Below are 23,226 nucleotides of genomic sequence, written 5' to 3'. Positions count from 1 at the left end.
TCCAGCAGCGACGCGGCGGTCCGATCGCGGCGTCTCTCAGTGACGCTCGACGAATTTGTTGAAGCGGCTCGTTTTTCCGTCCTTGGTCTTGTCCTGGTAGAGAAAGGCGAGCTTGTTTTCGTCGAAGATCTTGAAGAATTCGTCCCAGTCGATCTCGTCGAACTCCTCTTCCTTTTCTCCGAAATCGATCCGGAGAACGCCGCCTTTGCCGCGGGTCCGGATAGCCGCCGGCCGTCCGTCCCTTTCCTCCGCCCATTTGCGGATTTTCTTGTGATCCGTTGTTGTTTCAGAACTGCTCATTGAAGCTTCCTTTCACGTGATATCACAAGCGCTTACAGGAGCGGTTGTCTTTGCTTCCAGTCGCGATAGGGTGCAAGCAATCGGCCGGGATAGCGCCGCTCGATCTCGCTTTCGGTCAAAGCGATCCGCGCAAGAATCTCCTCTGCTGCGCCGCCTTTGGCAGCCTCGCTCGCCTTTTCCAGATCATTCATGATCACGAACAACTCGTCGTCCGTCATCGCCTCAAGGCGGGAGACGAAATCATCGACCGGTTCGCTGATAAGTGGATTGGTGGACACTGGCGCCTCTTTGCTGATGCCTGTCCAACTTCGCTTCTCATACTAAGTTCCACCGAAAGACCGGGCAAAATGGCCATCACCCCGCCTCCTGCTCTTCCCGATACAATCGCCAGGGAACCGTCGCCACCGTCAGACGAGGCCCGCCGAGCTTGACCAGTTTTGCCCTGAGCCGCCCTGCCCTGTTCATATGCAGCAGTTTCTGCCACCACTTGTCTTTAACCGTTTCGGGGATGAGAACCGCCACCGGGCGTTCCGGACTATCGGCATCGAGCTTTTCGATCAATCGCAGGAGCGGTTCATGCAGTTGCCGATAAGGCGCGGGGATGAACATGAGTCTGGGCGGCTTCAGTCCGTGCGCGGCGATCGGTTCTTCCACCTCGACACGCCATTCCTCGCGAAGCGCGTTTTCACGTTCATCCCGCTCCGGTCCTCCGAGACGGATCAAATGGACGGCGACCACATCATGCGAAATCGTCAAGGCAAACTTGATGGCGCGTTCGCTCAATCTGTTCCATGTTTCGGTGACAACGATAACGGTCGGCGGCTCGACGTCTTCGACGGTGATCGGACCGGGCTTGCGCAACTCGCGCTGAAGCGATCGGTAGTAGTTTTTGATCGACTTCAAGATGACGATCGTGATCGGCACCGTAATCAATGTGATCCACGCGCCTTCCGCAAATTTCGCGGTCAGGATGATGATGAGCGCAACGCCGGTCGATACCGCACCGACGGCATTCATCGTCAGTTTTGCCGCATATAGCCTGGATTGGCGGTACCAGTGAACGGTCATGCCCGATTGAGAAATCGTGAACGTCAAAAATGCGCCGATTGCAAAAAGCGGGATCAGATGGTCGGTTATCCCTCCGAAGACGGTCAGAAGCAGTGCGGCGAAGCCGGATAGGAAGAGGATGCCGACAGTAAATACCAGTCGGCGTCCCGGCTGAGCGAAGGCCTTGGGAAGATAACCGTCGGCGGCAACCATCTGGCAAAGACGTGGAAAGCCGACGAAGCTGGTATTGGCCGACAGGCAAAGGACGCTGAGAAGGCTTGCCATCGCGATATAGTAGAAAGGGCCATGGCCGGCGACGGCGGCAATCAGCTGCGACAGCACGCTCTGATAGCCCTCTTTCGTCTGATCCATTGCGCCGATTTCGAAGACCGTGACAATGGCGGCAATACCGCCGAGAAGCAGACCGAGAGTGACAACGATGACGCTGAGCGCAATATGGGCATTACGCATGACGGGCTGCCGGAACGAACCCATCCCGTTGGAAACGGCTTCCACTCCGGTCATCGCCGTGCAGCCGCTGGCGAATGCATGCATAAGCAGCCATATGGTCGCGCCCTGTGCTATCGGGCTGAGCGGAGGCGGGGAGACGACGGGTGCAGGTTTCTCCCCCAGGACTATCGCGACCAGCCCATAGCCGATGACGCCCAGGAAGCAGATGATGAAGACGTAGGTCGGCAGTGCAAATAGCCAACCGGCCTCTCCCGTTCCGCGTAAATTGGCGAGCGTGACGATGAGGACGACGACGAGGCAGAGAGGCAGAATGTAGGGGTGAAGGCTCGGCATTGCCGATACGAGTGCTCCAACTCCTGCCGAAACGCCCACTGCGACATTCAAGACGTAATCGATCATCAATGCTGCAGCGGCAAGCAGGCTCGGATATTCCCCGAGATTTTCCTTCGCCACCACGTAGGCGCCGCCATTCGTCGGGTAGGCGGCAAGCGTTTGCCGGTAGGAGAAATAGAGGATCGTCAGCAGAGCGACGATGCAGCCCATCACTGGCCCGATATAGGTCAGACCGAGCGCCCCGAGCGGGATGAGAATGGTGAGCGCTGCCTCGGGGCCGTAAGATGACGATCCCAAGCCATCGAGCCCCATGGCGGGCACTGCCTCTATCCAGCCGATCTTCTTGTCTTCGTGCTCGCGATTGGCGAGACGCCGACCAAACAGGAAAGTCGCGAGGTTCATTTCTATTCCTATCCAGGGGCTGACAGCGATAACCAACAATCGGCGCTCGGTCGGGTTCCCGGTGCCGCGGCATAGACTATTCCCGGCACGCGACAGTCCGCTGCCCCCGAACCGATCCACCCGATACTGAAAAACCCACGCCAATTGTGCGGAACAATTGCCCTCGTGTGCAGTTCGGACGCACCAGACCAATAACCAGGAGAGGCTGTTTGCTGGCGGGCTGGCGGGCTGGCGGGCTGGCGGGCTGGCGGAGGTGGAACTGGGCAAGGTGGCGTCCGGCAAGGCGAAAGTGGATGCCGCCAAGCAATCGCAGACAGGATGGTCCGCGATCACACCGAGGCCAACGCCAAGCTGGTAGAGCTGGCCGATGCCGCCAAGATCCCGCTTCCCACGACGCTCGATCCGGATCATCAAGTGGTCCGCGATCAGTTGGACAAGCTGAGCGGCGCGCCGTCGCGGCAATCCGGCTGCCCGCGCAAGCCATGGCCGCAAACCAGCCCAAGCCCAAATAGGGTCAATTGCCCCGGAACAACCGCCTGCTTTCAGCTGTTCTCCCCGAGACTGGAGGTGACCCACGGATATGACTCGCATCCGAGACCACATGGTGGAACATCATGTCATGCGTCGCGGCATTCGCGATCGAAGCGTTACCAGGGCGATGCGGATGGTGCCGCGCGAAAAATTCGTCGATCCTGGTTTCGAGGAGTTCGCCTATGAGGATGCGCCGTTATCGATCGGCGAGGGACAGACAATTTCGCAGCCTTACATCGTCGCACTGATGATCGAAAAAGCCGATCTGGATGCTGGCGACAAGGTTCTGGAGGTCGGAACCGGTTCCGGTTACGCCTCGGCCCTCATCAGCCGGATTGCAAGACACGTCTATTCCATCGAACGGCATGAAAGGCTGGCGGTTCAGGCTCGGGAGCGATTCGAGAAGCTCGGATACCGCAACATCGACGTCCGAGTGGGCGACGGCAGCAAGGGCTGGGCGAAAGCCGCTCCCTTCGATGCCATTATCGTTTCCGCGGGCGCACCCGAGGTGCCGGCCGCCTTGAAGGAGCAACTGGATCTCGGCGGGCGGCTCGTCATCCCGGTCGGCCGAGGTGAAGAGCAGCGCTTGAAACGCATCATGCGCACCGGTGCAACGACTTTCGAGGAGGAGGATCTCGGCGGCGTGTTCTTCGTTCCCCTGATCGGCGAGGATGCCTGGACTGCCGCACATCCGATGTACACGGCGGCAGCCCCGTCATCGCGCCCGGAGGAAACACCTTACAAACTCATCGCGGCCGTGGCGGAAGAATTTCCCTCGGCCGACGACCGGAGTTTTGCCGCCCTTTTCGATCGGTTTGGCGAAAGCCGTATCGTTCTGCTTGGTGAATCAACCCATGGCACGGCCGAATTCTACGAGGCACGCGCGGCCATCAGCCGTCACCTGATCGAACATCACGGGTTTAATATGGTGGCAGTCGAAGCGGATTGGCCGGACGCCGCGGCGGTCGACCGCTGGATAAATGGCCAGCCGTCGAAAGGCGATCCGCCGTTCAGCCGTTTTCCCAGGTGGATGTGGCGGAACCTGGAATTTTCGCGATTCCTCGGCTGGCTGAAGCGGGATAACGAGCGTCGCAAGGCTTTACACGCCGATCCGGTTCGGTTCTACGGCCTGGATCTCTACAACATGTCGGGATCGATCCGCTCCGTCCTCGACTATCTCGAAAATGTCAGCCCGGAAACCGCCGAGATTGCCAGGGAACGCTATGGCTGCCTCAGTCCCTGGCAGAGCGATCCGGCGACTTATGGCCGGGCCGTGCTTACCGATGCCTATAGGTCATGCGAGGCGGCGGTGCTGAAGCAATGCACGGAGCTGCTGGCGCGATCTCTGGACGACACTGCCTCAGACGGTCATGACTTTCTGAACGCCGCCCAGTCGGCGCGGTTGCTTGCCGCAGCCGAGCGGTATTACCGGATCATGTATTACGGCGGTTCTCAAGCCTGGAATCTCCGCGACACCTACATGGCCGATACCGTCGAGCATCTCCTCGACTTTCACGGTCCGACGGCAAAAATCATCATATGGGCGCACAACTCGCATATCGGCGATGCCCGCTATACCGATATGGCAGCCGCCCGCGACGAGCTGAACCTTGGCCAGCTGTGCCGGCAGCGTTTCGATGGAATGACCAGCCTCATAGGACTGGGAACGCATTCCGGCGAGGTGATCGCGGCAAACGACTGGGATGGACAGGCCGAGAAGAAGCAAGTCAATCCGTCCCTGCCGCAAAGCTACGAGCGTCTCTGTCACGATTCCGGAAAGCCGCGATTTCTCCTCGACCTCGCGGCCGATGAAGAATTGCACGCAAGCCTCGTCGAACAGCGGCTTCAGCGCTTCATCGGCGTCATCTACCGGCCGGAAACGGAACGGCTGAGCCATTACATGTCGACATCGCTGTCGCGGCAATATGATGCATTTCTCTGGTTCGATGAAACCCGGGCGCTTTCACCGCTCATGGCACCGGAGTCAGGTACATCGGATCCGGAAACTTTTCCCTTTGGGCTCTAGGCGCCGACCGCTGTCAAACACACAGCGACCATCAACGACGCGATAAGACGGGAACTCTGCGCCTGTCCGCAAGTTTGGCGATCACAACCCAGGAGATCCTTATGAAACGCTTTGTTATCGCCTCACTCGCCCTCTCGCTTGCTGTCCCGGCCTTCGCGCAATCGGCTGCCGAAAAGAGCGGGGTCAACTCCCTGATCGGTGTACCGCCAAAAACGGAGGACTTCATCAAGGAGGCCGCGGCGAGCGACATGTTCGAAATCGCCTCCAGCAAGCTCGCGGTAGAACGCGGCGACGATGCAACTAAAGCCTTCGCGCAGCAGATGCTGACCGACCACCAGAAAACCAGCGAGGAACTAAAAGCGCTGGTATCGGGCGGTAAGGTCAAAGCGACCCTTCCGAAAGCAATGACGTCGGATCAGCAAAGTATGCTCGACAAGCTGAACGGCCTCAAGGGCGACGATTTCAACAAGCAATATCACTCGGATCAGGAATCCGCCCACGAAGACGCGGTCGATCTCTTCAAGCGCTACGCCGACGAAGGCGATAATCCGGAACTGAAGGCGTGGGCGGCTAGCACGCGGCCCGCGCTGGAACACCATCTCCAGATGGCGGAAGAACTCAATAAATAGCCGGGAGACTGAAGGGTCCGAACAACAGGAGCTGCCGGAGGCGTTGAGAACCCCAGCAAGAGGCGGAGACATGCACGAATATGTCAGGCATTCCGCGGGCGCCGTCCCGGCCGGCTCGCTGATCGTCAAGCTCTATCGATCAGGGAACCAGATCAGAGGATATGTCCGTAAGGTCGTAGATACGGACCAGGACGATACGATTTTTCCCGGCGAGGAAATGGAACCTGAGGCAGCGTTCAAGCTGGCGGAAACCCATCGTGGCAACGCCCCCATCTTCGTCGAGCTTGTCGAAGACGTTGCGTGGGATCCGTCCTGGGGCCGCCTCAGGCAATAGAGACCCGACCGGCGGAGCGATCAGCAGCCCAGCGCCGAGCTTATCAGCCTGTGCACCATTTCGTCGACCGGCGGGATCAGTTCCGTGCCGCTGGCAGGAAGCCCTAACGGTCGGCCGTCATCCTCGAAGTGAAGACCGACCCCGAAGTGCCGCCGCTACCACCGCATCAGAAGGACAGGTCGAGCACCCTGCCCTCAAACAGACGGTCTCGGGAGCCCTCGAGATGCGCCTTCATCAGCCTTTGCGCATCATCGGCGCGGCCATCGGCGATCGCCTTGTAGATGGCGTTATGCTCTTCATAGACCTGTTCCAGCCCCTGACGAGGGCCGAGCAAAGAGAGGCCGTGGAGATGCATGCCGACGGCGATATGGGCTTTCAGCGCATCGATCGAGGCGGTGTAATAATGGTTGTTGGCAGCCTCGGTCACGGCGCGATGGAAAATGAAATCGGCATCGGTGCGGTGAAGCTGGTGGCTGGTCGCCTCGCGCAAATCCGCAAGAGCGCTGGCGATCTTCTGGATCGCCTGCTCATTACGGCGCTTGGCGGCGAAATAGGCGGCGGCCGGTTCGATGGTCAGGCGGAATTCGTAGCAGCGCTGAATATCGGCAATGGTCTTGACAGGCGAATAGGCGAGCTGCGTCGTCGGCGATCCATGCGCGCTGACGAAGGTGCCTGCCCCCTGGCGGGCATAGACGATGCCCTGGTCGCGCAGGCGCGCCAGCGCGTCGCGAACGATCGGCCGGGATACACCGAGCATCGAGGCAAGTTCGTGTTCGCCCGGAAGGCGTGAATCCGGCGGATAGTTTCCGCCGCGGATCCGCTCGAGCAGCTGGTCGAAGACGCGATCGACCAGCTTGACGGCCTTGCCGCGTTCGGGCTTGCCCGGCGGGCCGGCTTCCGCGTTCAAAGATTCGCCATTCGCTTCAGTCACGTCATTCTCCCCGACGGTATCTCACTATGCCGCCTGATTCCGAAGAACCAGTCTTAGCAAACTATCAGGCTTGCCGAAGCCCCCCGACTTGACGGCGCACCGAAAAGGCCGCCCGTCGGCTGCCGCGACATCGAACCACGGAATACCGGCCTCGATTTCGCCCTTCGGTGTGAGCACCTTCACGTCAAGCGCATGGAGGATGGCCAGCGCCGTATCGCCGCCGCCGACCATCAGCATATCGGGCCGCGTATCGTCGATCACCCTTTTGACGCCTGCCGCAAAGTCATGGGCGACGAGGGCCGCATCTGCCGTCATATCGCCGGTACAGCGCAGCAGCACCGGCAGCGCCAGGCCCTCCCCGCATTCGATCTGCCCCATCGGCGCGTCCACCACCATCCGCAAGGCGCCGGAGGCTTCGAGCCGGTTCATCTGGGCGGCGGTGATCGGATCTCGCGAACCGAAGGCAAACAGCGTACGCGGGGTCGCCACAAATTCCGTCGCCGGCCGCCGCTCGGTCTTGCCGAGCCGGCGGGCGAACGCCGCACCGAGGCCGCGCGCACCGACGGCGAGCGTCGTCAGCCAGACATGACCCGCGACGATCTGATCGAGATCGGCATCGCCCTCGGCATCGGCGACGACGACATTGTCCGCGCGGCCCTCGAACAGATCGGCGATCGGCAGCGGCTTGTTGACGCCACGGCCGACGACACAGCCCCGGTAGGTTAGGCGCTCCTGATCGGGAATGGCGGGCGCCACGAGAATATTCTTCAGGCCGAGCGCATCCGCCAGCGCCAGGCTCTCCGCCGCAACATTGCCCTTCAGCCGGGAATCGATCTTCTTCATGACGACGCCGGGCTTCACGTCGCGAAATTTGCCGGCCGCCGACAGGACCCTTTCGGCGGCTTCATGCCCGCTCAGCGCGCGCGAGGCGGTATTGACGACGACGACATCGCAGCCGGTGGCGATCGCATCCTGCGCCGCTCCGACATCGATGGCGACGGCGACCGAGAGGCCGGCCGCAACGAAGGGGGTGCCGGTATCAAGCGCCCCCGTCAGATCGTCGGCGATGATCGCGGCCTTCAGCGTCATGCGATCTCTTCCGTATTGACGGCGTGGCAGGCGACGAGATGGCCGGGCTTGGCCTCCTTCCAGACGGGTATGACCTTGCTGCAGACATCCATCGCGATTGGGCAGCGCGTGTGGAAACGGCAGCCGGAGGGCGGGTTCAGCGGGCTCGGCACGTCGCCCTGCAGGATCTGGCGCTGGCGCGTGCGCTCATGCTCCGGATCGGTCTCCGGAACGGCCGATAGCAGCGCCCTGGTATAGGGGTGCAGCGGATTGTCGAAGAGTTCCTCGCGGGTCGCCAGTTCGGCGAGCCGCCCGAGATACATGACGCCGACGCGAGTGCTGATATGGCGCACCACTGCGAGATCATGGGCGATGAAGAGATAGGTCAGGCCGTATTTCTCCTGCAGATCGAGCAGCAGGTTGATGATCTGCGCCTGGATCGACACGTCGAGCGCCGAGATTGCCTCATCGCAGACGATGAATTTCGGCTGGCAGGCAAGGGCGCGTGCGATGACGACGCGCTGGCGCTGGCCGCCGGAGAGCTCATGCGGGTAACGCTGGGCAAACCGTGTCGGCAAGCCGACATCGGTGAGCAGCGCCGCGACCTTGTCCTTGAGCTCGGCCTTGGTGCAAAGCTTGTGAAAGAGGATCGGCTCGCCGATCGCCTCGCCCACCGTCATGCGCGGATTGAGAGTCGAATATGGATCCTGGAAGACGATCTGCAGGTCGCGGCGGAAGGGCCGCATCTGCCTCTCGTCGAGTGTGGCGAGGTCCTGTCCCTTGTAGACGACCCTGCCGCTGGTCGCCTTGTAGAGATTGAGGATGGTGAAGCCAGTCGTCGATTTGCCGCAGCCGGATTCACCGACGAGGCTCAGCGTCTCGCCCTCCATGATGTCGAGATCGACATTGTCGAGCGCGTAGACGGTCGCCGCGCGTTCGCCGAAGGCTCCGAGCTTGACGTGGAAATGCTTGACGAGGTTTTCGACCTTGAGCAGCGGTTGAGCAGCCATCACGCGGCCTCCTGCATTCTCTGGACGACGAAACAGGCGGCGCGATGGTTGCTGCTGCCGCTCAAGGGTTCGAGCCGCGGCACCTGCTCGTGACAGATCGCCTCGACGAGCGGGCAGCGCGGCGCAAAGGGGCAGCCCTTCGGCCGGCGCCCGGGCTCCGGCGGCGTGCCGCCGATCGAGGAGAGCCGGCTTGCCGGCGGATCGGACAGTTTCGGGATCGAGGAGAGCAGGCCGCGCGTATAAGGATGGCTCGGGCGAGCATAAAGCTCGTCGACCGGTGCATCCTCGACGACCGTGCCGGCATAAAGCACGGCAACGCGATCGACGAGGCCGGCGATCAATGCCAGGTCATGGGTGATCCAGACGACCGACATGCCGAGCTTGGCGCGCAGATCCTTCACCAGATCGACGATCTGGGCCTGAATGGTGACGTCGAGCGCCGTCGTCGGCTCATCGGCGATCAGAAGCTTGGGATTGCAGGCAAGGCCGATCGCGATCATCACCCGCTGGCGCATGCCGCCTGATAGTTCGTGCGGAAAAGCCTGCAGCCGCTCTTCCGGACCGGGAATGCCGACGAGGCGCAGGAGTTCGACAGCGCGGGCGCGAGCCTCCGCCTTCTTCATTTTGCGGTGATAGATCAGCGGCTCGCAGATCTGATCGCCGACGCGCATGACCGGATTGAGCGAGGTCATCGGATCCTGGAAGACGAAGCCGATATCGCCGCCGCGCACCTTGCGCAGCTCGGCGTTTGACATGGTCTGCAGGTCGCGCCCGTCAAACGTTGCCGTTCCCTTGGTGACCTTGATCTTGTTCGGCAGGAGCCGCATCAGGCTCAGCATGGTCAGGCTCTTGCCGCAGCCGGATTCGCCGACGACGCCCAGCGTCTCGCCCTTGTCGACATGGAGATCGATGCCTTCGACGACGACGGCGGGGCCGTTGCGGCCGTCGATCTCGACGGTGAGACCACTGACATCGAGCAGGCGTTCTCTGTTTTGCGTATCCATCATTTGCTGCCCCGCGGATTGAGCGCGTCGTTGAGGCCGTCGCCGAGGAAGCTGAAGGCAACCGAGGCAAGGCCGAGCACGGCCGCCGGAGCGGCGAGAAGATGCGGATAATGCTGCCAGACGCGAAGGCCGTCCGAGATCATGTTGCCCCAGCTCGGCGTCGGCGGATTGACCCCGACCCCAAGGAAGCTGAAGGCGCTTTCCAGCACCATCGCCGTGCCGAGACCGGCGCTGACCGAGACGATGAGCGGCCCGAGCGCATTCGGCACGACATAACGCTTGATGATGACCCAGTTCGACAGGCCGAGAGCCTGAGCGGCGGTAATATAGGGCCGGCTGCGGATCGACAGAACCTGGGCGCGCACGAGACGGGCATAGGGCGGCCAGGAGATCAACGCCATCGACCCGAAGACGAGGATGAAATCTACCCAGATCGTCTGGCGGTAGAAAGGATTGAGAGTCTCGAGGTAGCGCGCCTCCATCCATCGGGTGATCGGCGATTTCAGCGAGGCATTGATGACGACGACAAGCAGCAGGTTGGGGACCGACATCGTCACGTCGGTCAGCCACATGATGGCCCGGTCGAAGGGATTGCCGAAGAAACCGGCGACGGCACCGAGTGTCAGCCCGATCAGCACGGCGAAGAAGGTGACGATGACGGCGACGAGGAAGGCGGTCCGCGTGCCGAAGACGACGCGGCTGAAGACATCGCGGCCGAGGTCGTCGGTTCCGAAGAGATGGCTCATCGACGGCAGCGCGTTGCGCGCGTTGAGGTCCTGGCTGAGGTAATCATAGGGCGTGAGATACGGCCCGAAGATCGCGGTGAAGGCCAGCAGCAGGACGACGATGAGGCCGAAGACGGCGAGCTTGTTGCGCCGCAGCCGATGCCAGGCGTCGCGCCACAGGCTGACCGGCGGCTCCTCGATGGTCTCGGTGGTGGAAAGAGGGATTGCGGACATGGTCAGCGGCTCCTTCTCGAATCATTGGCGCGCGGATCGAGCAATGGATAGAGCACGTCCACCAGGAGGTTCGACACCATCACCAGGAACGATCCGATCAGCGTGATCGCCAGGATGACGGGATAATCGGAATTGATCAGCGCCTGCACCGTCAGCCGGCCGAGCCCCGGCAGGCCGAAGACGAGCTCGACGAAGATCGCGCCGTTGACGATGGTGATCATGATCAGGCCGAGCTGGGTCACCACAGGCGTCAGCACGGGCCGCAGGATATGGCGCAGTGCCACGATAATCTCGGGCACGCCCTTGGCGCGGGCGGTGCGAACGAAATCCTCCGACAGCACCTCGATGACGGCAGCACGGGTCTGGCGCACGATCAGCGCGATCGGCTGGAAGGAAAGCACGAGCAGCGGCAGCAGGATGCGGACATCGAAGACGCCGCCCCAGCCATAAGGCACGCTTGCGCCCGGCAACAGAACGATGAGGCCGACCATCAGCAGCGGACCGGCGACATAAGCCGGGATCGCCCAGAGAAAGAGCGCCGAGCCCAGAATGGCGTAGTCCAAGCGCGAATTCTGGTTCAGCGCGGCGATCATGCCGAGCGGGATCGCGACGACAGCCGTCAGGATGATGGCGCAGAGGGCAAGCTGGAACGAGACCGGGGCGGCAGCCGAGACCATCGCCCAGACGGCGCGGCCCGATGTCAGCGAATTGCCGAACTGGCCGTGCAGCAGGTTCCAGATGTAAAGGCCGAACTGTTCGATGAAGGGCCTGTTGAGGCCAGCACTTTCACGGATGGCTTCGATGCGCTGCGGATTATAGGCGACGTCACCAGGCGCGCGCAGGAAGATGAGCTTGATCGGATCGCCGGCGCCGTAGAAAGCCAGCGCGTAAACGGCCAGCATCACCACCAGAACGGACGGTATCCAGATGGCAAACCGGGTTAGCACGTAGCGCAGCAAGGCCACCTCCCACCTGTCGTCGATCACGGTCCGTCATAAAGCCAGGCAGATCGCATCTCTTCGTCTTGAAACTTGCGCGAAGGCCTTGCAGCCTTCGCGCGCTTATTGCCAGGAACCGATCATTCCCGATCAGCCGATGGAGATGTTCCAAGGCTCGGCGATCTGCCAGTCGAGGTTCTTCTCGAGTCCCTTGACCTCCTTGGTGGCCCAGCGCGACATCGCCTGAGAATACCATGGAATGAAGGCCCAATCCTCGCGGAATGCCTTCTGGGCTTGCTGGGCGAGAGCAACGCGCTGCGGATCATCCGCAGCCTTGGTTGCTGCTTCGGCAAGGGCGCTGTCGACCTTGTCGTTCTTGTATCCGCCGAGCTTGTTCTGCGCGTTCGACGAGGTCGAGGCGATGCTGCCCGTGAGATAGGAAACGGCGTCGGGAACACGGGTGCCGACGTCATCGCGGAAGATCTGGACCGAGTTCTGATCCGGACCGGCATAGGCGTCCTGCTGCGGTTTCATGTCGACGGCCGTGATGCCGAGATTCTGGCGCCACTGCTCGGCGATGAACTGGGCGGCGGCCTGAATGGCCGGCGCCGAAATGCCGACGAACAGGATCTTCGGCAGGCGTTCGGGGCCGCCATAGCTCGATTCGGCAAGCAGTTTCTTGGCGGCTGCCGGATCATAGGGAAAGGGCTCGAAGCCGGAATTGTCGGCGCCGGGAACCGAATTGAGAATCTGGTCGGCCTTCTTGTGCGGCCCATCCGGATAGGATGCCTTGAACAGGCCGTCGCGATCGACCGCCATGATCAGCGCCTGGCGTACCTTCGGATCGTCCATCGGCGCGCGGGAAATGTTGAACCAGAAGTGCTGGCTGGTCGGGATCAGCGGACCGGCCGAGAATTCCGGGCCGAGATCCTGAATGATCGTCGAGGTGACGAGCTCGGTGTGGGCGTTGAACTCGCCCGACTTGATCAGCGAAGTCGCCGTCACATTGTCCTCGATCGAGGTGATGTCGATGCGGGCAAGCTTCGGCTTCGGCCCGAAGAAGTTCTCATTCGGCTCGAAGGTGATCTTGCCGGCATCGATATCGATGCTCGTCAGCTTGAACGGGCCGGAGAAGACCGGCTTGTTCTCAGGCTTGTACCAGTCGATGATTTCCTCACCGTCGCTGCCGCGCGACTGCGACGCCTTGGTGATCGGTGCGATGTGATTTGCGAGACGCATGAAGAAGATCGGATCGGCGGCGGCGAGCGTCACGACGACCGTTCCCTCATCGGGAGTCGCGACACCGGTCAGTTCATTGGCCGAGCCGGCGGCGATTTCTGCGTAGCCCTTGACCTTGCTCAGCACCTGGTCGGCGCGCTGGCTCTTGGTGTTTGGCATCGAGGCGACTTCCCACGATCCCTTGACGTCGGCCGAGGTGATCTTGCTGCCGTCGGAGAAGACGGCCTTGGGGTCGATCTTGAAGGTCCAGACCGTGTTGTCGGCCGATTCCCAGCTGGTGAAGACGTAGGGCTTGATATTGCCCTGACTGTCGAAATACATCGGCGAAGCCCACCAGATCGAGTTCCAGCGGAAGGTTCTGCCGCCGCCGCGCAGGGGCGACCAATCCTGGTCGAAGGCCGGATGGGCGACCTTCAGGACCTGGCCTTCATCGGCCAGCACGATGCGGGCATTCATCCCGAACACGGTCAGCCCGACGCCGGCGGCAAGGCCGAACTTCAGCGCGTTGCGGCGCGATAGATTGGTTTTATCCGATTGATCAAAAGACATGGCATTCCTCCCAGGTGAAATCGGCAGCGCTCTCCCTGCGCTGCCAGGCGCAGCACAATCCATCACCTATCGTTCTCTCGTTATTGTAAATATGTCAACAAAAAATCGCGATTTTTGTTGCAACAAAATTTATGGCAAGAAATATTATAATTAAAACAATCAGATAATTTTTACCTCTGGAATGAACGCGTTTTGTCTTCTTGACAAAAGCACTGCAATGGAAAAGTTTTTCGCAATCCATCGCGATAGGCGAATGACAATTGCCCGTGCAGCCGGAAAAGACGGGACGCACCGAGGAGGGCGGAATGAGCCACAGGATTACAGGCGTTTTCAGCGCGGCCGCAACGCCGCTGACGGCAGACAATACGCCCGACCTCACCCTTCTCACCGATCACTGCCGGCGGCTGCTGGCCGAGGGCTGTCATGGCGTGGCCCTGCTCGGCACGACCGGAGAGGCCAATTCCTTCTCCGGAGCCGAGCGCCGAGCCATACTGGAGGCGGCGGTGAAGGCCGGCATTCCGGCCGACAGGCTTTTGCCGGGCACCGGCGTCGTCGCCATTCCGGAGACGGTGGAACTGACCCGGCACGCGTTGTCGCTCGGTGTCACCAAAGTGGTGATGTTGCCGCCCTTCTATTACAAGGGCGTCTCGGACGACGGCCTGTTCGCCGCCTATTCGCAGGTACTGGAAAAGGTCGCTGACACGCGTCTGCGGGTCATTCTCTATCATATCCCGCAGGTTTCGGGTGTTCCGCTATCCCTTCCGCTGATCGGCCGGCTGATTGCGGCCTTCCCGGAAACGGTCGTCGGCATCAAGGAATCGGCGGGAGATTTCAACAACATGCAGGCCATCATCGCCGCTCATCCCGATTTCTCGGTGTTGGCCGGCGCCGATCCGCTGCTGCTGCCGCTGATGAAGGCCGGCGGCGCAGGCTGCATCACGGCCACCTCCAATCTGGTGGCGGATTCGCTGCGCACCGTTTACGACCATGTCCACGACGAGGCGCGCGCCGCCGATGTCGAGGCGGCGCAGGCACGCATCAACGCCTATCGCACACTTTCCAACTCCTACGTCCAGATCCCGACCATCAAGGCAATGGTCGGGCTGAAGACAGGCAACCCCGCCTGGAAGCGTACGCGCGCGCCGCTGATGCCGCTGAGCGAGGCGGATTATGCCGCCCTCGCCGATAGCTACGCCAAACTGCCTTGAGGAGATCGCCATGACATTTACCGGCCTGCCTCCGGAAGACGTGCCCGCTCTGATGACCGGGGCCGTCATCCCTCACCCCTCTGTCGCGGGCCGCGCCGATGCCTACCTGCCCTCGCCTTGCATCCAGAATCATGCAGCAAATCTCGCCTTTCTTCCCGACGGCACGCTGAGCTGCGTCTGGTTCGGCGGCACGATGGAGGGCATGAGAGACATTTCAATTTACATGTCGCGGCTGCCACCGGGCTCCGGGCGGTGGTCGGAACCGGAAAAGATGAGCGACGATCCGGAGAAATCAGAGCAGAACCCATTGATTTTCAACGCGCCGGACGGAAAGACATGGCTGCTCTACACATCGCAGACGTCAGGCAACCAGGATGGCTCGATTGTTAAATGCCGGATATCCGATGACGGCGGCAAGACATTCGGTCCGGTCCAGATCCTCTGCGACAGCCCCGGTACCTTCGTTCGCCAACAGATAGTCGTCAACGACCGTGGCGACTGGCTGCTGCCGATCTTCCGCTGCGTCGGGCTTGAGGGCCAACGCTGGAGTGGCGATGCCGATACGGCAGCGGTGCTGATCTCGCGCGACGGCGGCGCCAGCTGGCAAATGCGCGATATTCCCGACAGCATCGGCGCCGTCCACATGAACATTCTGCCGCTCGGCGGCTGCGAGATGATCGCCTTCTACCGCAACCGCTTCGCCGAAACCATTCTTTCCAGCCGATCGGCGGATGGCGGCGAAACGTGGAGCCCGCCCGAGCCGACCGAACTGCCGAACAACAACTCCTCAATCCAGGCCACCGTTCTGGATAATGGCGGGATTGCAATGGTTTACAACCATTCGAACGCGACGATGTCGGATGCGCGGCGTCAGTCTCTCTATGACGAAATCGAGGGTGACGAATGTGGAGAGAATGCTGCTGTCGTTGCCGATGCCGGCCGCAAGGCGGTCTGGGGTGTGCCGCGCGCGCCGCTCAGCCTGGCGATTTCGAGGGATGGCGGCAGGACCTTTCCACATCGCATCGATCTCGATACCGGCGACGGCTTTTGCCTCAGCAACAATTCCAAGGATTCGCTGAACCGCGAGTTCTCCTACCCCTCGGTCATTGAGGGCAGTGATGGCACGCTCCATGTCGCCTACACCTATTACCGGCGCGCCATCAAATATGTGCGGCTCGCCCCGCGAGCGCTGCCTTAGGCAAGATGCCGGCCTGGAATTGTAGAGCTGTTTTCCGATCCCGCGTGAGACGATGAGGGACACGAGGAGAGTGGCCGGCCGCGCCGAGGATTTGACAACATTTGCTTCCCCACCACCGCCGCACTGGCGGCTGACCTTTGATCGACTATTTCATCCGATAATCGATAAGCCTTATTGTTTTTAAAGTAATATTTGTGCAATTCGACCGCATTAAACGGCAGAGCCGACGATAAAATTTCTCCAGGCCAGGAATGCCGCTTGACACTTGGCTTACAACTTTACAATAAATGACGCAACATTTCGCCGCAGGATCTTGCAGGAGGACTGGTTCATGGCAAGCTTGGATTCGCCAATCACGATCGTTCGGCCGCATCTGATCGAGTTCGGCATCGGCACGGCGGCAAAGCTCGGCAAATGGGCTGCCGAAAAGGGTTTCAGACGCACGCTCATCATCTCCGACGCTTTCAATGCCGCGCGCATCGACCTGCTGGAATTGAAGGGCGAGATGACGGTCTTTGCCGAAGTGACGCCCGAGCCGGATACGGCCAACCTCGAAAAGGTGCTGCAGGCGGCCAACGGCGCCGACGCCGAACTGATCGTCGGCTTCGGCGGCGGCAGCGCCATGGATCTGGCAAAACTCGCCGCCGTTCTTGCCGGCTCCGCACAGACGCTGCATGACGTCGTCGGCCCGAACAAGGTGCACGGGCCGCGCAAGGCAGCGCTCGCCCAGGTGCCGACAACATCGGGCACCGGCAGTGAGGCGGGCATCCGCGCGCTCGTCACCGACCCCAGGACCATGGCGAAGCTCGCTGTCGAAAGCCTGCATATGCTGGCCGACATCGCCGTCATCGATCCGGCGCTCACCTTCAGCGTGCCGGCACGCACGACGGCCGCCACCGGCGTCGACGCCATGGCCCACTGCGTCGAGGCCTTCACCAACCGCAAGGCTCATCCAATGGTCGATATCTATGCGATCGAGGGAACGCGGCTGGTCGGCAAATATCTCGCCCGCGCCGTCAGAGACGGCAACGACGCCGAAGCGCGCGCCGGCCTGTCGCTCGCCTCGCTTTATGGCGGCTTCTGCCTCGGCCCGGTCAACACCGCCGGCGGCCATGCGCTCGCCTACCCGCTCGGCACGCGCTGGCATGTGGCGCATGGCGCTGCCAATGCGCTGATATTCCCGCATGTTCTCGCCTTCAACACGCCGTCTGCGCCTGAGAAGACGAAAGCGGTGATGGAGGCGCTTGGGCGCCATACCTCGGAAAACTCAGCATCCGTCTTCGATGCGGCCTATGCTTTCTGCGCCGAACTCGGCATCGAGATGAAACTGTCAGGGCTTGGCGTGCCGGAAAGCGATCTCGACGCCATGACCGAGGACGCTTTTGCCATCCGGCGCCTGCTGGACAACAATCCGCGTGACCTCACGCGTGCCGACATTCGCTCGATTTACGCAGCCGCCCTTTAGGCGGCACGGTTTTCAGAAGGGACTTTGATGATGGACAGGAATGCGAAAGTCGCCGTGACGCTCGGTGATCCCGCCGGCGTCGGCCCCGAGGTGATCGTCAAGGCACTGGCAGCCCTTCCGAAGGAGGAGCGTCGCGATTTCGTCATCGTCGGCAATGTGGAAGCGCTGGAGCGCGCCGACCGCGTCAGCGGCACCGCGCTGAAATTCAGTTCTGCCGACGCCGCCAGCGACGACAGGATAGCCGTCGATGAAGTCCCACTCGGCGCAGCCCTGCCCGAGATCGGCAAGGTCAGCCCCGTCGCCGGCGATGCGTCGGTGCGCTATATCACTCGTGCTGTCGATCTCGCCATATCAGGGCAAGCCGATGTCATCGTCACCGCGCCGATCAACAAGGAGGCGATGAACCTAGCCGGCCATCACCATGATGGCCATACCGGGCTGCTCGCCCATCTCACCGGTTCGAAGAGCTCCTTCATGCTGCTTGCCTCCGAGCGGCTGAACACCATCCATGTCTCGACCCATATTTCGCTGAAGGGCGCGATCGAACGCGCCAAGACCGAGCGGGTGCTGGCGACCATAGAGGCCGGCCACAATCATTTCCTGCGTCTCGGCAAAAAGGCGCGGATCGCCGTTGCCGGCCTCAATCCGCATTGCGGCGAAAATGGCCTGTTCGGCACCGAGGACATGGAATTCCTGGCGCCGGCGGTCGAACAGGCGCAGGCCAAGGGCATCGACGTCGTCGGCCCGATCTCCGCCGATACGGTCTTCGCCCGCGCCTATAACGGCGCTTTCGATCTCGTCATCGCCCAGTATCACGACCAGGGCCACATCCCGATCAAGCTCGTCGCCTTCGAAACGGCGGTCAACGTCTCGCTCGGCCTGCCGATCGACCGCGTCTCGGTCGATCACGGCACCGCCTTCGACATCGCCGGCACCGGCAAGGCCAACCACGTCAACATGCTCTCGGCCATCGCCTATGCCAGGCTGATGGCGCGTTCGCCGCGGCGGAAGGCGTAACCGCGGTATCCGGAGGGATCGGCGGACGCCACTCCTCGCGGGAACGGGAACCTTTAGTACCTGCCTCGTCACATGCCGAACAGGCGGCGATGATAGAAACGGCGTGCCCGCGCGCTGCAGAAGATTGCCGCACAGGCGTGACATCGCTATGTTGTAGCAGGCACGAACAGCAAAGGAGGTTGCCTATGACACCGCGGGACGCCTGATCCAGTACTATCAAGACTTCTGCCTCTCCAAGGGCATCGACTTCACACGCATCGAATCCGTACGGCCGCATGACGATACAACGCTCTTCTGCAGCGCTGGCATGCAGCAATACAAGGCTCTCTTCTCCGATCCTTCTTTTAGCGGAACCGTCGCAAACAGCCAGGCCTGCCTGCGCATGGGCGACCTCGACGAGATCGGCGACGGAACTCACTTCCTCCACTTCACCATGCTCGGGCTTTTCTCCTTCAGGGAAATGACCGTCGGCGACGCCATCGATTTCTGGCTCGCCTTTCTCGGAACGCTCGGTCTGGCGCCGGATCATGTAACGATGCATCCAGACCGCCTGATCGAATGGACGCCGCTCTATGACGGGCGCGTACCCATCGTTGCCGATGCCGAATGCATCTGGAGCGATGGCAGCATCAGCGGATACTGCACCGAGTTCTACAAGCATGGCATAGAGATCGGGAACATCGTCAATCCGCTCGGAAGCTGTATCGATGTCGGCTTTGGCGCGGAGCGTCTCGATATGATCGTCAACGGCACGCCGCCGGCGGATGCGCTGGAGACATTGCGCGAGACGGTGATGACGATCGTAGAAAGCGGATATCGGCCGGGCAATAAGGAGCAGGGATATGTTCTGCGCAAACTGCTCCGCCGCATCCACAAGATGGGCGGCACACTCGAGCATCCGTTCTTCCAGAAAGAGGTCGAACGCCAGAAGCGGCTCGGCGCCAAGTATCTGCGCCTGCGCGATCGCTATTGCGACAAGGGGGCGGACTGGTGGTTCGACACCCACGGCATCGATCTCTCCGACATCGATGAGATCATCGAGTAGCAGGGATGAGGCTTCCCGGATTTGAATACGGGAGGCCTTGTCACCGCCATAGATGCCCCGCGGCGATCGATCCGCCGCATTGCACCGTCTGGCTATCCCGCCGAAGCGTCCGAGATCATCCGCGACACGGCATTCTTCCAACCGATGATCTTGGCCTGCCGCTCTGTCTCCGCCATTGCGGGGCTGAAACGTCGATCACAGGCCCAAGCCTTGGCAAATTCACGCTTGCCCGGCCAAATACCGGCCCTGGAGCCGGCAAGCCAGGCGGCCCCGAGCGCCGTCGTCTCGTGGATCGCCGAGCGGTCGACCGGGTTTCCGGTCATGTCGGCGAGGCATTGCATCGTCCAATCGGAAGCCGCCATGCCGCCATCGACGCGCAACACCGTCTCCAGCTGGTTGGCGCCCCAATCCCTCTTCATAGCCACAAGCAGGTCGAGTGTCTGATAGGCAACGGATTCGAGCACGGCGCGGGCAAATTCCGCCGGTCCGCTGTTGCGCGTCAGGCCGAAGATCGCACCACGCGCAGCCGGATCCCAATAAGGCGCGCCGAGCCCGGTGAAGGCGGGGACGATATAGACCTGCTGCCCAGGATCGGCCTTGGCCGCAAGCACCCCTGCCTCCGACGCCTGGCCGATAATGCCGAGGCCGTCGCGCAGCCATTGCACGGCGGCACCGGCGATGAAGATCGAGCCTTCGAGCGCATAGGTCGTCTCGCCGTCGAGGCGGCAGGCGATGGTCGTCAGCATCCGATTGGCGGAGGAGACTCGATCCTGGCCTGTGTTGAGCAGGGCGAAGCAGCCGGTGCCGTAAGTCGATTTCATCATGCCGGGTTCGAAGCAGGCATTGCCCATCGCCGCCGCCTGCTGGTCGCCGGCGACCCCGAAGATCGGCAGCGCGGCCCCGAACAGGGCCTCGTCGACCCGGCCGAAATCATCGGCGCATTCCCTGACCTCGGGAAGCATGGCGGCCGGGATGCCGAGAATGCCGAGCAGTTCCTCGTCCCAGGTTCCGTCATCGATATTGTAGAGCAGGGTTCGCGATGCATTGGTTGCATCGGTCGCATGCACGCGGCCGCCGGTCAGCTTGTAGATCAACCAGCTGTCGATCGTGCCGAAACAGACCTCGCCCGCCTCGGCCTGCTCGCGCAGCCCATCGACATTGTCGAGCAGCCAGCGTAGCTTGGTTCCCGAAAAGTATGGGTCGAGCAGCAGGCCGGTCTTGGCGGAAAACAGCTTCTCATATCCATCGGCCTTCAGGCTTTCGCACATTTCCGCCGTGCGCCGGTCCTGCCAGACGATCGCGCGGTAAAGCGGTGTTCCGGACTTGCGGTCCCAGACGACTGCCGTTTCGCGCTGGTTGGTGATGCCGACGGCTGCGATCGCGGCGGCATCCACGCCGGCACCAGCGATCGCCTTGCGCATCGTGTCGACGACGGACTGCCAGATTTCGGCAGCATCGTGCTCCACCCAGCCGGGCTGCGGATAGTATTGCGTGATCTCCGCCTGAGCGGATCCGGCCATTTTCATGTCGCTGTTGAAGATGATCGCACGCGAAGACGTCGTGCCCTGATCAATCGAAAGAATATAGCCGCTCATATCCGTCTCCGGCTCGGACGAGATCGCTCGCCTGCCGGCGATCGGCAGGACGCGGATGTTTCGTGAGAGATAGATTGTGGGTGCCACCGGCTTGTCGCCGGTGGCAGGAAGGGATGGCCGGAGGCCTCGTTGCCTCCGGCCGGGTCCGCCTTACTTCTTCTGCCAGCTCTTGACGAGTTCGTCGTAGTTGACGGTGAGCGGCTTGTCCTTCTCGTTTTCGATCTTCAGCTGCGGAGCGAGGTTGCCCTTCTTCACCGCGTCTGCGTTCCAATAAGCGAGATCATGCTCTTCGGCGAGCTTCGGGCCGATGTCGCCCTGGACCTTGGCGCGTTCCAGGCGCTGCAGCACCTTTTCCTGCTCCGAGCAAAGCGAGTCCATGGCTTCCTGCGCCGTCTTGGCGCCGGAGGATGCGTCACCGATGGCCTGCCACCAGAGCTGCGCGAGCTTCGGATAGTCAGGAACGTTCGTACCGGTCGGCGACCATTGCAGGCGGGCCGGCGAACGATAGAACTCGATGAGGCCGCCGAGCTTCGGCGCGCGGTCGGTGAAGGACTTGTGATCCAGCGTCGACTGACGGATGAAGGTCAGACCCATATGGCTCTTCTTCACGTCTACAGTCTTCGAGGTGACGAACTGCGCGTAGAGCCAGGCCGCCTTAGCGCGGTCGACGGGCGTAGACTTCATCAGCGTCCAGGAACCCGCATCCTGATAGCCGAGCTTCATGCCGTCCTTCCAGTAGACCCCATGCGGGCTCGGCGCGAAACGCCATTTCGGCGTGCCGTCAGCATTGACGACCGGTAGGCCTTCCTTGACGAAATCGGCGGTGAAGGCCGTGTAGGTGAACATCTGCTGGGCAACTTCACCCTGCGAAGGCACGGGACCGGATTCGGAGAAGGTCATGCCCTGAGCGGCAGCCGGTGCGTATGCCTTCATCCAGTCCAGATATTTCTGGATGGAATAGACCGCGGCCGGGCCGTTGGTATCGCCGCCGCGCGCAACGCACGAACCGACAGGACGGGAATTCTCATCGACTTTGATGCCCCATTCGTCGACCGGCTTGCCGTTCGGAATACCCTTGTCGCCGTTGCCGGCCATCGACAGCCAGGCATCGGTGAAGCGCCAGCCGAGCGACGGGTCCTTCTTGCCGTAGTCCATATGGCCGTAGACCTTCTTGCCGTCGATCTCGCGGCCGGTGAAGAACTCGGCAATATCCTCATAGGCCGACCAGTTGACCGGCACGCCGAGATCGTAGCCGTACTTCGCCTTGAAGTCCGCCTTGTTCTTCTCGTCATTGAACCAGTCGTAGCGGAACCAGTAGAGGTTGGCGAACTGCTGATCGGGCAGCTGATAGAGCTTGCCGTCAGGCGCTGTCGTGAAGGACTTGCCGATGAAGTCATCGACATCGAGGCCCGGATTGGTGACATCCTTGCCTTCATTGGCCATCCAGTCGGTCAGCGAACGGGCCTGCTGGTAGCGCCAATGGGTGCCGATCAGGTCGGAATCGTTGATATAGGCGTCATAGATGTTTTCGCCCGACTGCATCTGCGTCTGCAGCTTCTCGACCACGTCGCCTTCGCCGATCAGGTCGTGGGTGACCTTGATGCCTGTGATCGCGGTGAAGGCGGGCGCCAGCACCTTCGATTCATAATCATGCGTGGTGATCGTTTCGGAAACCACCTTGATGTCCATGCCGGCGAAGGGCTTCGCGGCATCGACGAACCATTGCATTTCCTTTTCCTGATCGGCGCGGGAAAGCGTCGAGAGGTCGCCGACTTCCTTGTCGAGGAAGGTCTTGGCCTCGTCCATCCCGGCATAGGCCGATGCCGTCATCGCCAGCAGCAGGCCTGCTGTCGTCGTCAATAAGTGCCGTCGCATAATATCCTCCCAGGGTTTGCGATTGCAGTCACATACTCAGGCGGCCAAGGAC

The 23,226-nt window shown here is 61.5% G+C and carries 20 protein-coding genes and 1 pseudogene; 9 read left to right on the top strand and 12 right to left on the bottom strand.

The genetic code is table 11. From position 1 onward, the window contains the following. Nucleotides 1-36: 36 nt before the first annotated feature. The 3 genes from RHE_RS22220 to RHE_RS22210 form a co-directional block, all read right to left on the bottom strand. Complete coding sequence (locus tag RHE_RS22220; protein WP_011427509.1) at nt 37-300, bottom strand: hypothetical protein; 264 nt, start codon at nt 298-300, stop codon at nt 37-39. Between the two features lie 32 nt (nt 301-332). Beyond that, nucleotides 333-578, bottom strand: coding sequence for a hypothetical protein (locus RHE_RS22215; protein WP_020922666.1), 246 nt, complete (start codon nt 576-578; stop codon nt 333-335). Between the two features lie 76 nt (nt 579-654). After that, nucleotides 655-2,553: an APC family permease gene (locus tag RHE_RS22210; RefSeq protein ID WP_042119651.1), complete on the bottom strand. Its 1,899-nt coding sequence runs from the start codon at nt 2,551-2,553 to the stop codon at nt 655-657. Nucleotides 2,554-2,871: 318 nt separating this feature from the next. Here RHE_RS22210 and RHE_RS34880 point away from each other — a divergent pair. The 4 genes and pseudogenes from RHE_RS34880 to RHE_RS22195 all read left to right on the top strand — a co-directional run. Further along, nucleotides 2,872-2,943, top strand: a pseudogene (locus RHE_RS34880) (DUF4142 domain-containing protein); the annotation flags it as partial. 190 nt (nt 2,944-3,133) lie between these two features. Then, nucleotides 3,134-5,110 (top strand): protein-L-isoaspartate(D-aspartate) O-methyltransferase, encoded by a 1,977-nt coding sequence (locus RHE_RS22205; RefSeq protein ID WP_042119649.1) that lies wholly within the window; start codon nt 3,134-3,136, stop codon nt 5,108-5,110. Nucleotides 5,111-5,211: 101 nt separating this feature from the next. After that, complete coding sequence (locus RHE_RS22200) at nt 5,212-5,739, top strand: DUF4142 domain-containing protein (RefSeq protein ID WP_011427506.1); 528 nt, start codon at nt 5,212-5,214, stop codon at nt 5,737-5,739. A 70-nt stretch (nt 5,740-5,809) separates the two neighbouring features. Further along, a complete protein-coding gene (locus RHE_RS22195; RefSeq protein ID WP_011427505.1) occupies nt 5,810-6,073 on the top strand; it encodes a hypothetical protein in 264 nt (87 codons plus the stop codon). A gap of 166 nt (nt 6,074-6,239) precedes the next feature. Here RHE_RS22195 and RHE_RS22190 read toward each other — a convergent pair whose 3' ends face one another. The 7 genes from RHE_RS22190 to RHE_RS22160 all read right to left on the bottom strand — a co-directional run bounded on the left by RHE_RS22190 (nt 6,240) and on the right by RHE_RS22160 (nt 13,771). Beyond that, nucleotides 6,240-7,004 carry a FadR/GntR family transcriptional regulator gene (locus tag RHE_RS22190; protein ID WP_011427504.1) on the bottom strand — a complete coding sequence of 255 codons (765 nt, stop codon included), beginning with the start codon at nt 7,002-7,004 and terminating at the stop codon, nt 6,240-6,242. Between the two features lie 24 nt (nt 7,005-7,028). Continuing rightward, nucleotides 7,029-8,093, bottom strand: coding sequence for a four-carbon acid sugar kinase family protein (locus RHE_RS22185; RefSeq protein WP_011427503.1), 1,065 nt, complete (start codon nt 8,091-8,093; stop codon nt 7,029-7,031). After that, nucleotides 8,090-9,082 (bottom strand): ABC transporter ATP-binding protein, encoded by a 993-nt coding sequence (locus tag RHE_RS22180; protein WP_011427502.1) that lies wholly within the window; start codon nt 9,080-9,082, stop codon nt 8,090-8,092. The genes RHE_RS22185 and RHE_RS22180 overlap by 4 nt, the downstream gene beginning before the upstream one ends. Continuing rightward, nucleotides 9,082-10,089 carry an ABC transporter ATP-binding protein gene (locus RHE_RS22175; protein ID WP_041678932.1) on the bottom strand — a complete coding sequence of 336 codons (1,008 nt, stop codon included), beginning with the start codon at nt 10,087-10,089 and terminating at the stop codon, nt 9,082-9,084. The genes RHE_RS22180 and RHE_RS22175 overlap by 1 nt, the downstream gene beginning before the upstream one ends. Beyond that, nucleotides 10,086-11,045, bottom strand: coding sequence for an ABC transporter permease (locus RHE_RS22170; RefSeq protein WP_011427500.1), 960 nt, complete (start codon nt 11,043-11,045; stop codon nt 10,086-10,088). The genes RHE_RS22175 and RHE_RS22170 overlap by 4 nt, the downstream gene beginning before the upstream one ends. Before the next feature lie 2 nt (nt 11,046-11,047). Beyond that, nucleotides 11,048-12,004 carry an ABC transporter permease gene (locus tag RHE_RS22165; RefSeq protein ID WP_042119692.1) on the bottom strand — a complete coding sequence of 319 codons (957 nt, stop codon included), beginning with the start codon at nt 12,002-12,004 and terminating at the stop codon, nt 11,048-11,050. Nucleotides 12,005-12,133: 129 nt separating this feature from the next. Continuing rightward, nucleotides 12,134-13,771 carry an ABC transporter substrate-binding protein gene (locus RHE_RS22160; protein ID WP_011427498.1) on the bottom strand — a complete coding sequence of 546 codons (1,638 nt, stop codon included), beginning with the start codon at nt 13,769-13,771 and terminating at the stop codon, nt 12,134-12,136. Nucleotides 13,772-14,076: 305 nt separating this feature from the next. Between RHE_RS22160 and RHE_RS22155 the strand changes: the two genes are divergently transcribed. The 5 genes from RHE_RS22155 to RHE_RS22135 all read left to right on the top strand — a co-directional run bounded on the left by RHE_RS22155 (nt 14,077) and on the right by RHE_RS22135 (nt 19,704). Continuing rightward, nucleotides 14,077-14,979, top strand: coding sequence for a dihydrodipicolinate synthase family protein (locus tag RHE_RS22155; RefSeq protein ID WP_011427497.1), 903 nt, complete (start codon nt 14,077-14,079; stop codon nt 14,977-14,979). Between the two features lie 10 nt (nt 14,980-14,989). Further along, on the top strand, nt 14,990-16,177 hold the full coding sequence (locus RHE_RS22150) for a sialidase family protein (RefSeq protein ID WP_011427496.1): 1,188 nt from the start codon (nt 14,990-14,992) through the stop codon (nt 16,175-16,177). A gap of 331 nt (nt 16,178-16,508) precedes the next feature. Next, nucleotides 16,509-17,642: an iron-containing alcohol dehydrogenase gene (locus RHE_RS22145; RefSeq protein ID WP_011427495.1), complete on the top strand. Its 1,134-nt coding sequence runs from the start codon at nt 16,509-16,511 to the stop codon at nt 17,640-17,642. Between the two features lie 30 nt (nt 17,643-17,672). Next, entirely contained in the window at nt 17,673-18,659 is a 987-nt protein-coding gene (gene pdxA / locus RHE_RS22140) for a 4-hydroxythreonine-4-phosphate dehydrogenase PdxA (RefSeq protein ID WP_020922656.1), read from the top strand. A gap of 202 nt (nt 18,660-18,861) precedes the next feature. Then, the gene (locus RHE_RS22135; RefSeq protein ID WP_073990415.1) at nt 18,862-19,704 is read left to right on the top strand and encodes an alanine--tRNA ligase-related protein; all 843 of its coding nucleotides are present in this window, start codon (nt 18,862-18,864) and stop codon (nt 19,702-19,704) included. Between the two features lie 92 nt (nt 19,705-19,796). Here RHE_RS22135 and glpK read toward each other — a convergent pair whose 3' ends face one another. Together glpK and RHE_RS22125 are read right to left on the bottom strand one after the other, a co-directional pair. Further along, a complete protein-coding gene (gene glpK / locus RHE_RS22130) occupies nt 19,797-21,299 on the bottom strand; it encodes a glycerol kinase GlpK (RefSeq protein ID WP_011427492.1) in 1,503 nt (500 codons plus the stop codon). 150 nt (nt 21,300-21,449) lie between these two features. Beyond that, nucleotides 21,450-23,174: an ABC transporter substrate-binding protein gene (locus tag RHE_RS22125; protein ID WP_011427491.1), complete on the bottom strand. Its 1,725-nt coding sequence runs from the start codon at nt 23,172-23,174 to the stop codon at nt 21,450-21,452. Nucleotides 23,175-23,226 lie beyond the last annotated feature (52 nt).

Origin of the sequence: Rhizobium etli CFN 42 (assembly GCF_000092045.1) — a bacterium.
In the GTDB taxonomy this organism is placed as follows: Bacteria; Pseudomonadota; Alphaproteobacteria; order Rhizobiales; family Rhizobiaceae; genus Rhizobium; species Rhizobium etli.
This window is presented reverse-complemented; position numbering and strand designations above follow the sequence as displayed.

What these genes read in the sequence shown, in the direction of transcription:
- RHE_RS22125 (WP_011427491.1), bottom strand. Translation starts at nt 23,174, where the DNA reads ATGCGACGGCACTTATTGACGACGACAGCAGGCCTGCTGCTGGCGATG.
- RHE_RS22220 (WP_011427509.1), bottom strand. Translation starts at nt 300, where the DNA reads ATGAGCAGTTCTGAAACAACAACGGATCACAAGAAAATCCGCAAATGG.
- glpK (WP_011427492.1), bottom strand. Translation starts at nt 21,299, where the DNA reads ATGAGCGGCTATATTCTTTCGATTGATCAGGGCACGACGTCTTCGCGT.
- RHE_RS22210 (WP_042119651.1), bottom strand. Translation starts at nt 2,553, where the DNA reads ATGAACCTCGCGACTTTCCTGTTTGGTCGGCGTCTCGCCAATCGCGAG.
- RHE_RS22205 (WP_042119649.1), top strand. Translation starts at nt 3,134, where the DNA reads ATGACTCGCATCCGAGACCACATGGTGGAACATCATGTCATGCGTCGC.
- RHE_RS22160 (WP_011427498.1), bottom strand. Translation starts at nt 13,771, where the DNA reads ATGTCTTTTGATCAATCGGATAAAACCAATCTATCGCGCCGCAACGCG.
- RHE_RS22150 (WP_011427496.1), top strand. Translation starts at nt 14,990, where the DNA reads ATGACATTTACCGGCCTGCCTCCGGAAGACGTGCCCGCTCTGATGACC.
- RHE_RS22155 (WP_011427497.1), top strand. Translation starts at nt 14,077, where the DNA reads ATGAGCCACAGGATTACAGGCGTTTTCAGCGCGGCCGCAACGCCGCTG.
- RHE_RS22185 (WP_011427503.1), bottom strand. Translation starts at nt 8,093, where the DNA reads ATGACGCTGAAGGCCGCGATCATCGCCGACGATCTGACGGGGGCGCTT.
- RHE_RS22175 (WP_041678932.1), bottom strand. Translation starts at nt 10,089, where the DNA reads ATGATGGATACGCAAAACAGAGAACGCCTGCTCGATGTCAGTGGTCTC.
- RHE_RS22180 (WP_011427502.1), bottom strand. Translation starts at nt 9,082, where the DNA reads ATGGCTGCTCAACCGCTGCTCAAGGTCGAAAACCTCGTCAAGCATTTC.
- pdxA (WP_020922656.1), top strand. Translation starts at nt 17,673, where the DNA reads ATGGACAGGAATGCGAAAGTCGCCGTGACGCTCGGTGATCCCGCCGGC.
- RHE_RS22145 (WP_011427495.1), top strand. Translation starts at nt 16,509, where the DNA reads ATGGCAAGCTTGGATTCGCCAATCACGATCGTTCGGCCGCATCTGATC.
- RHE_RS22195 (WP_011427505.1), top strand. Translation starts at nt 5,810, where the DNA reads ATGCACGAATATGTCAGGCATTCCGCGGGCGCCGTCCCGGCCGGCTCG.
- RHE_RS22170 (WP_011427500.1), bottom strand. Translation starts at nt 11,045, where the DNA reads ATGTCCGCAATCCCTCTTTCCACCACCGAGACCATCGAGGAGCCGCCG.
- RHE_RS22200 (WP_011427506.1), top strand. Translation starts at nt 5,212, where the DNA reads ATGAAACGCTTTGTTATCGCCTCACTCGCCCTCTCGCTTGCTGTCCCG.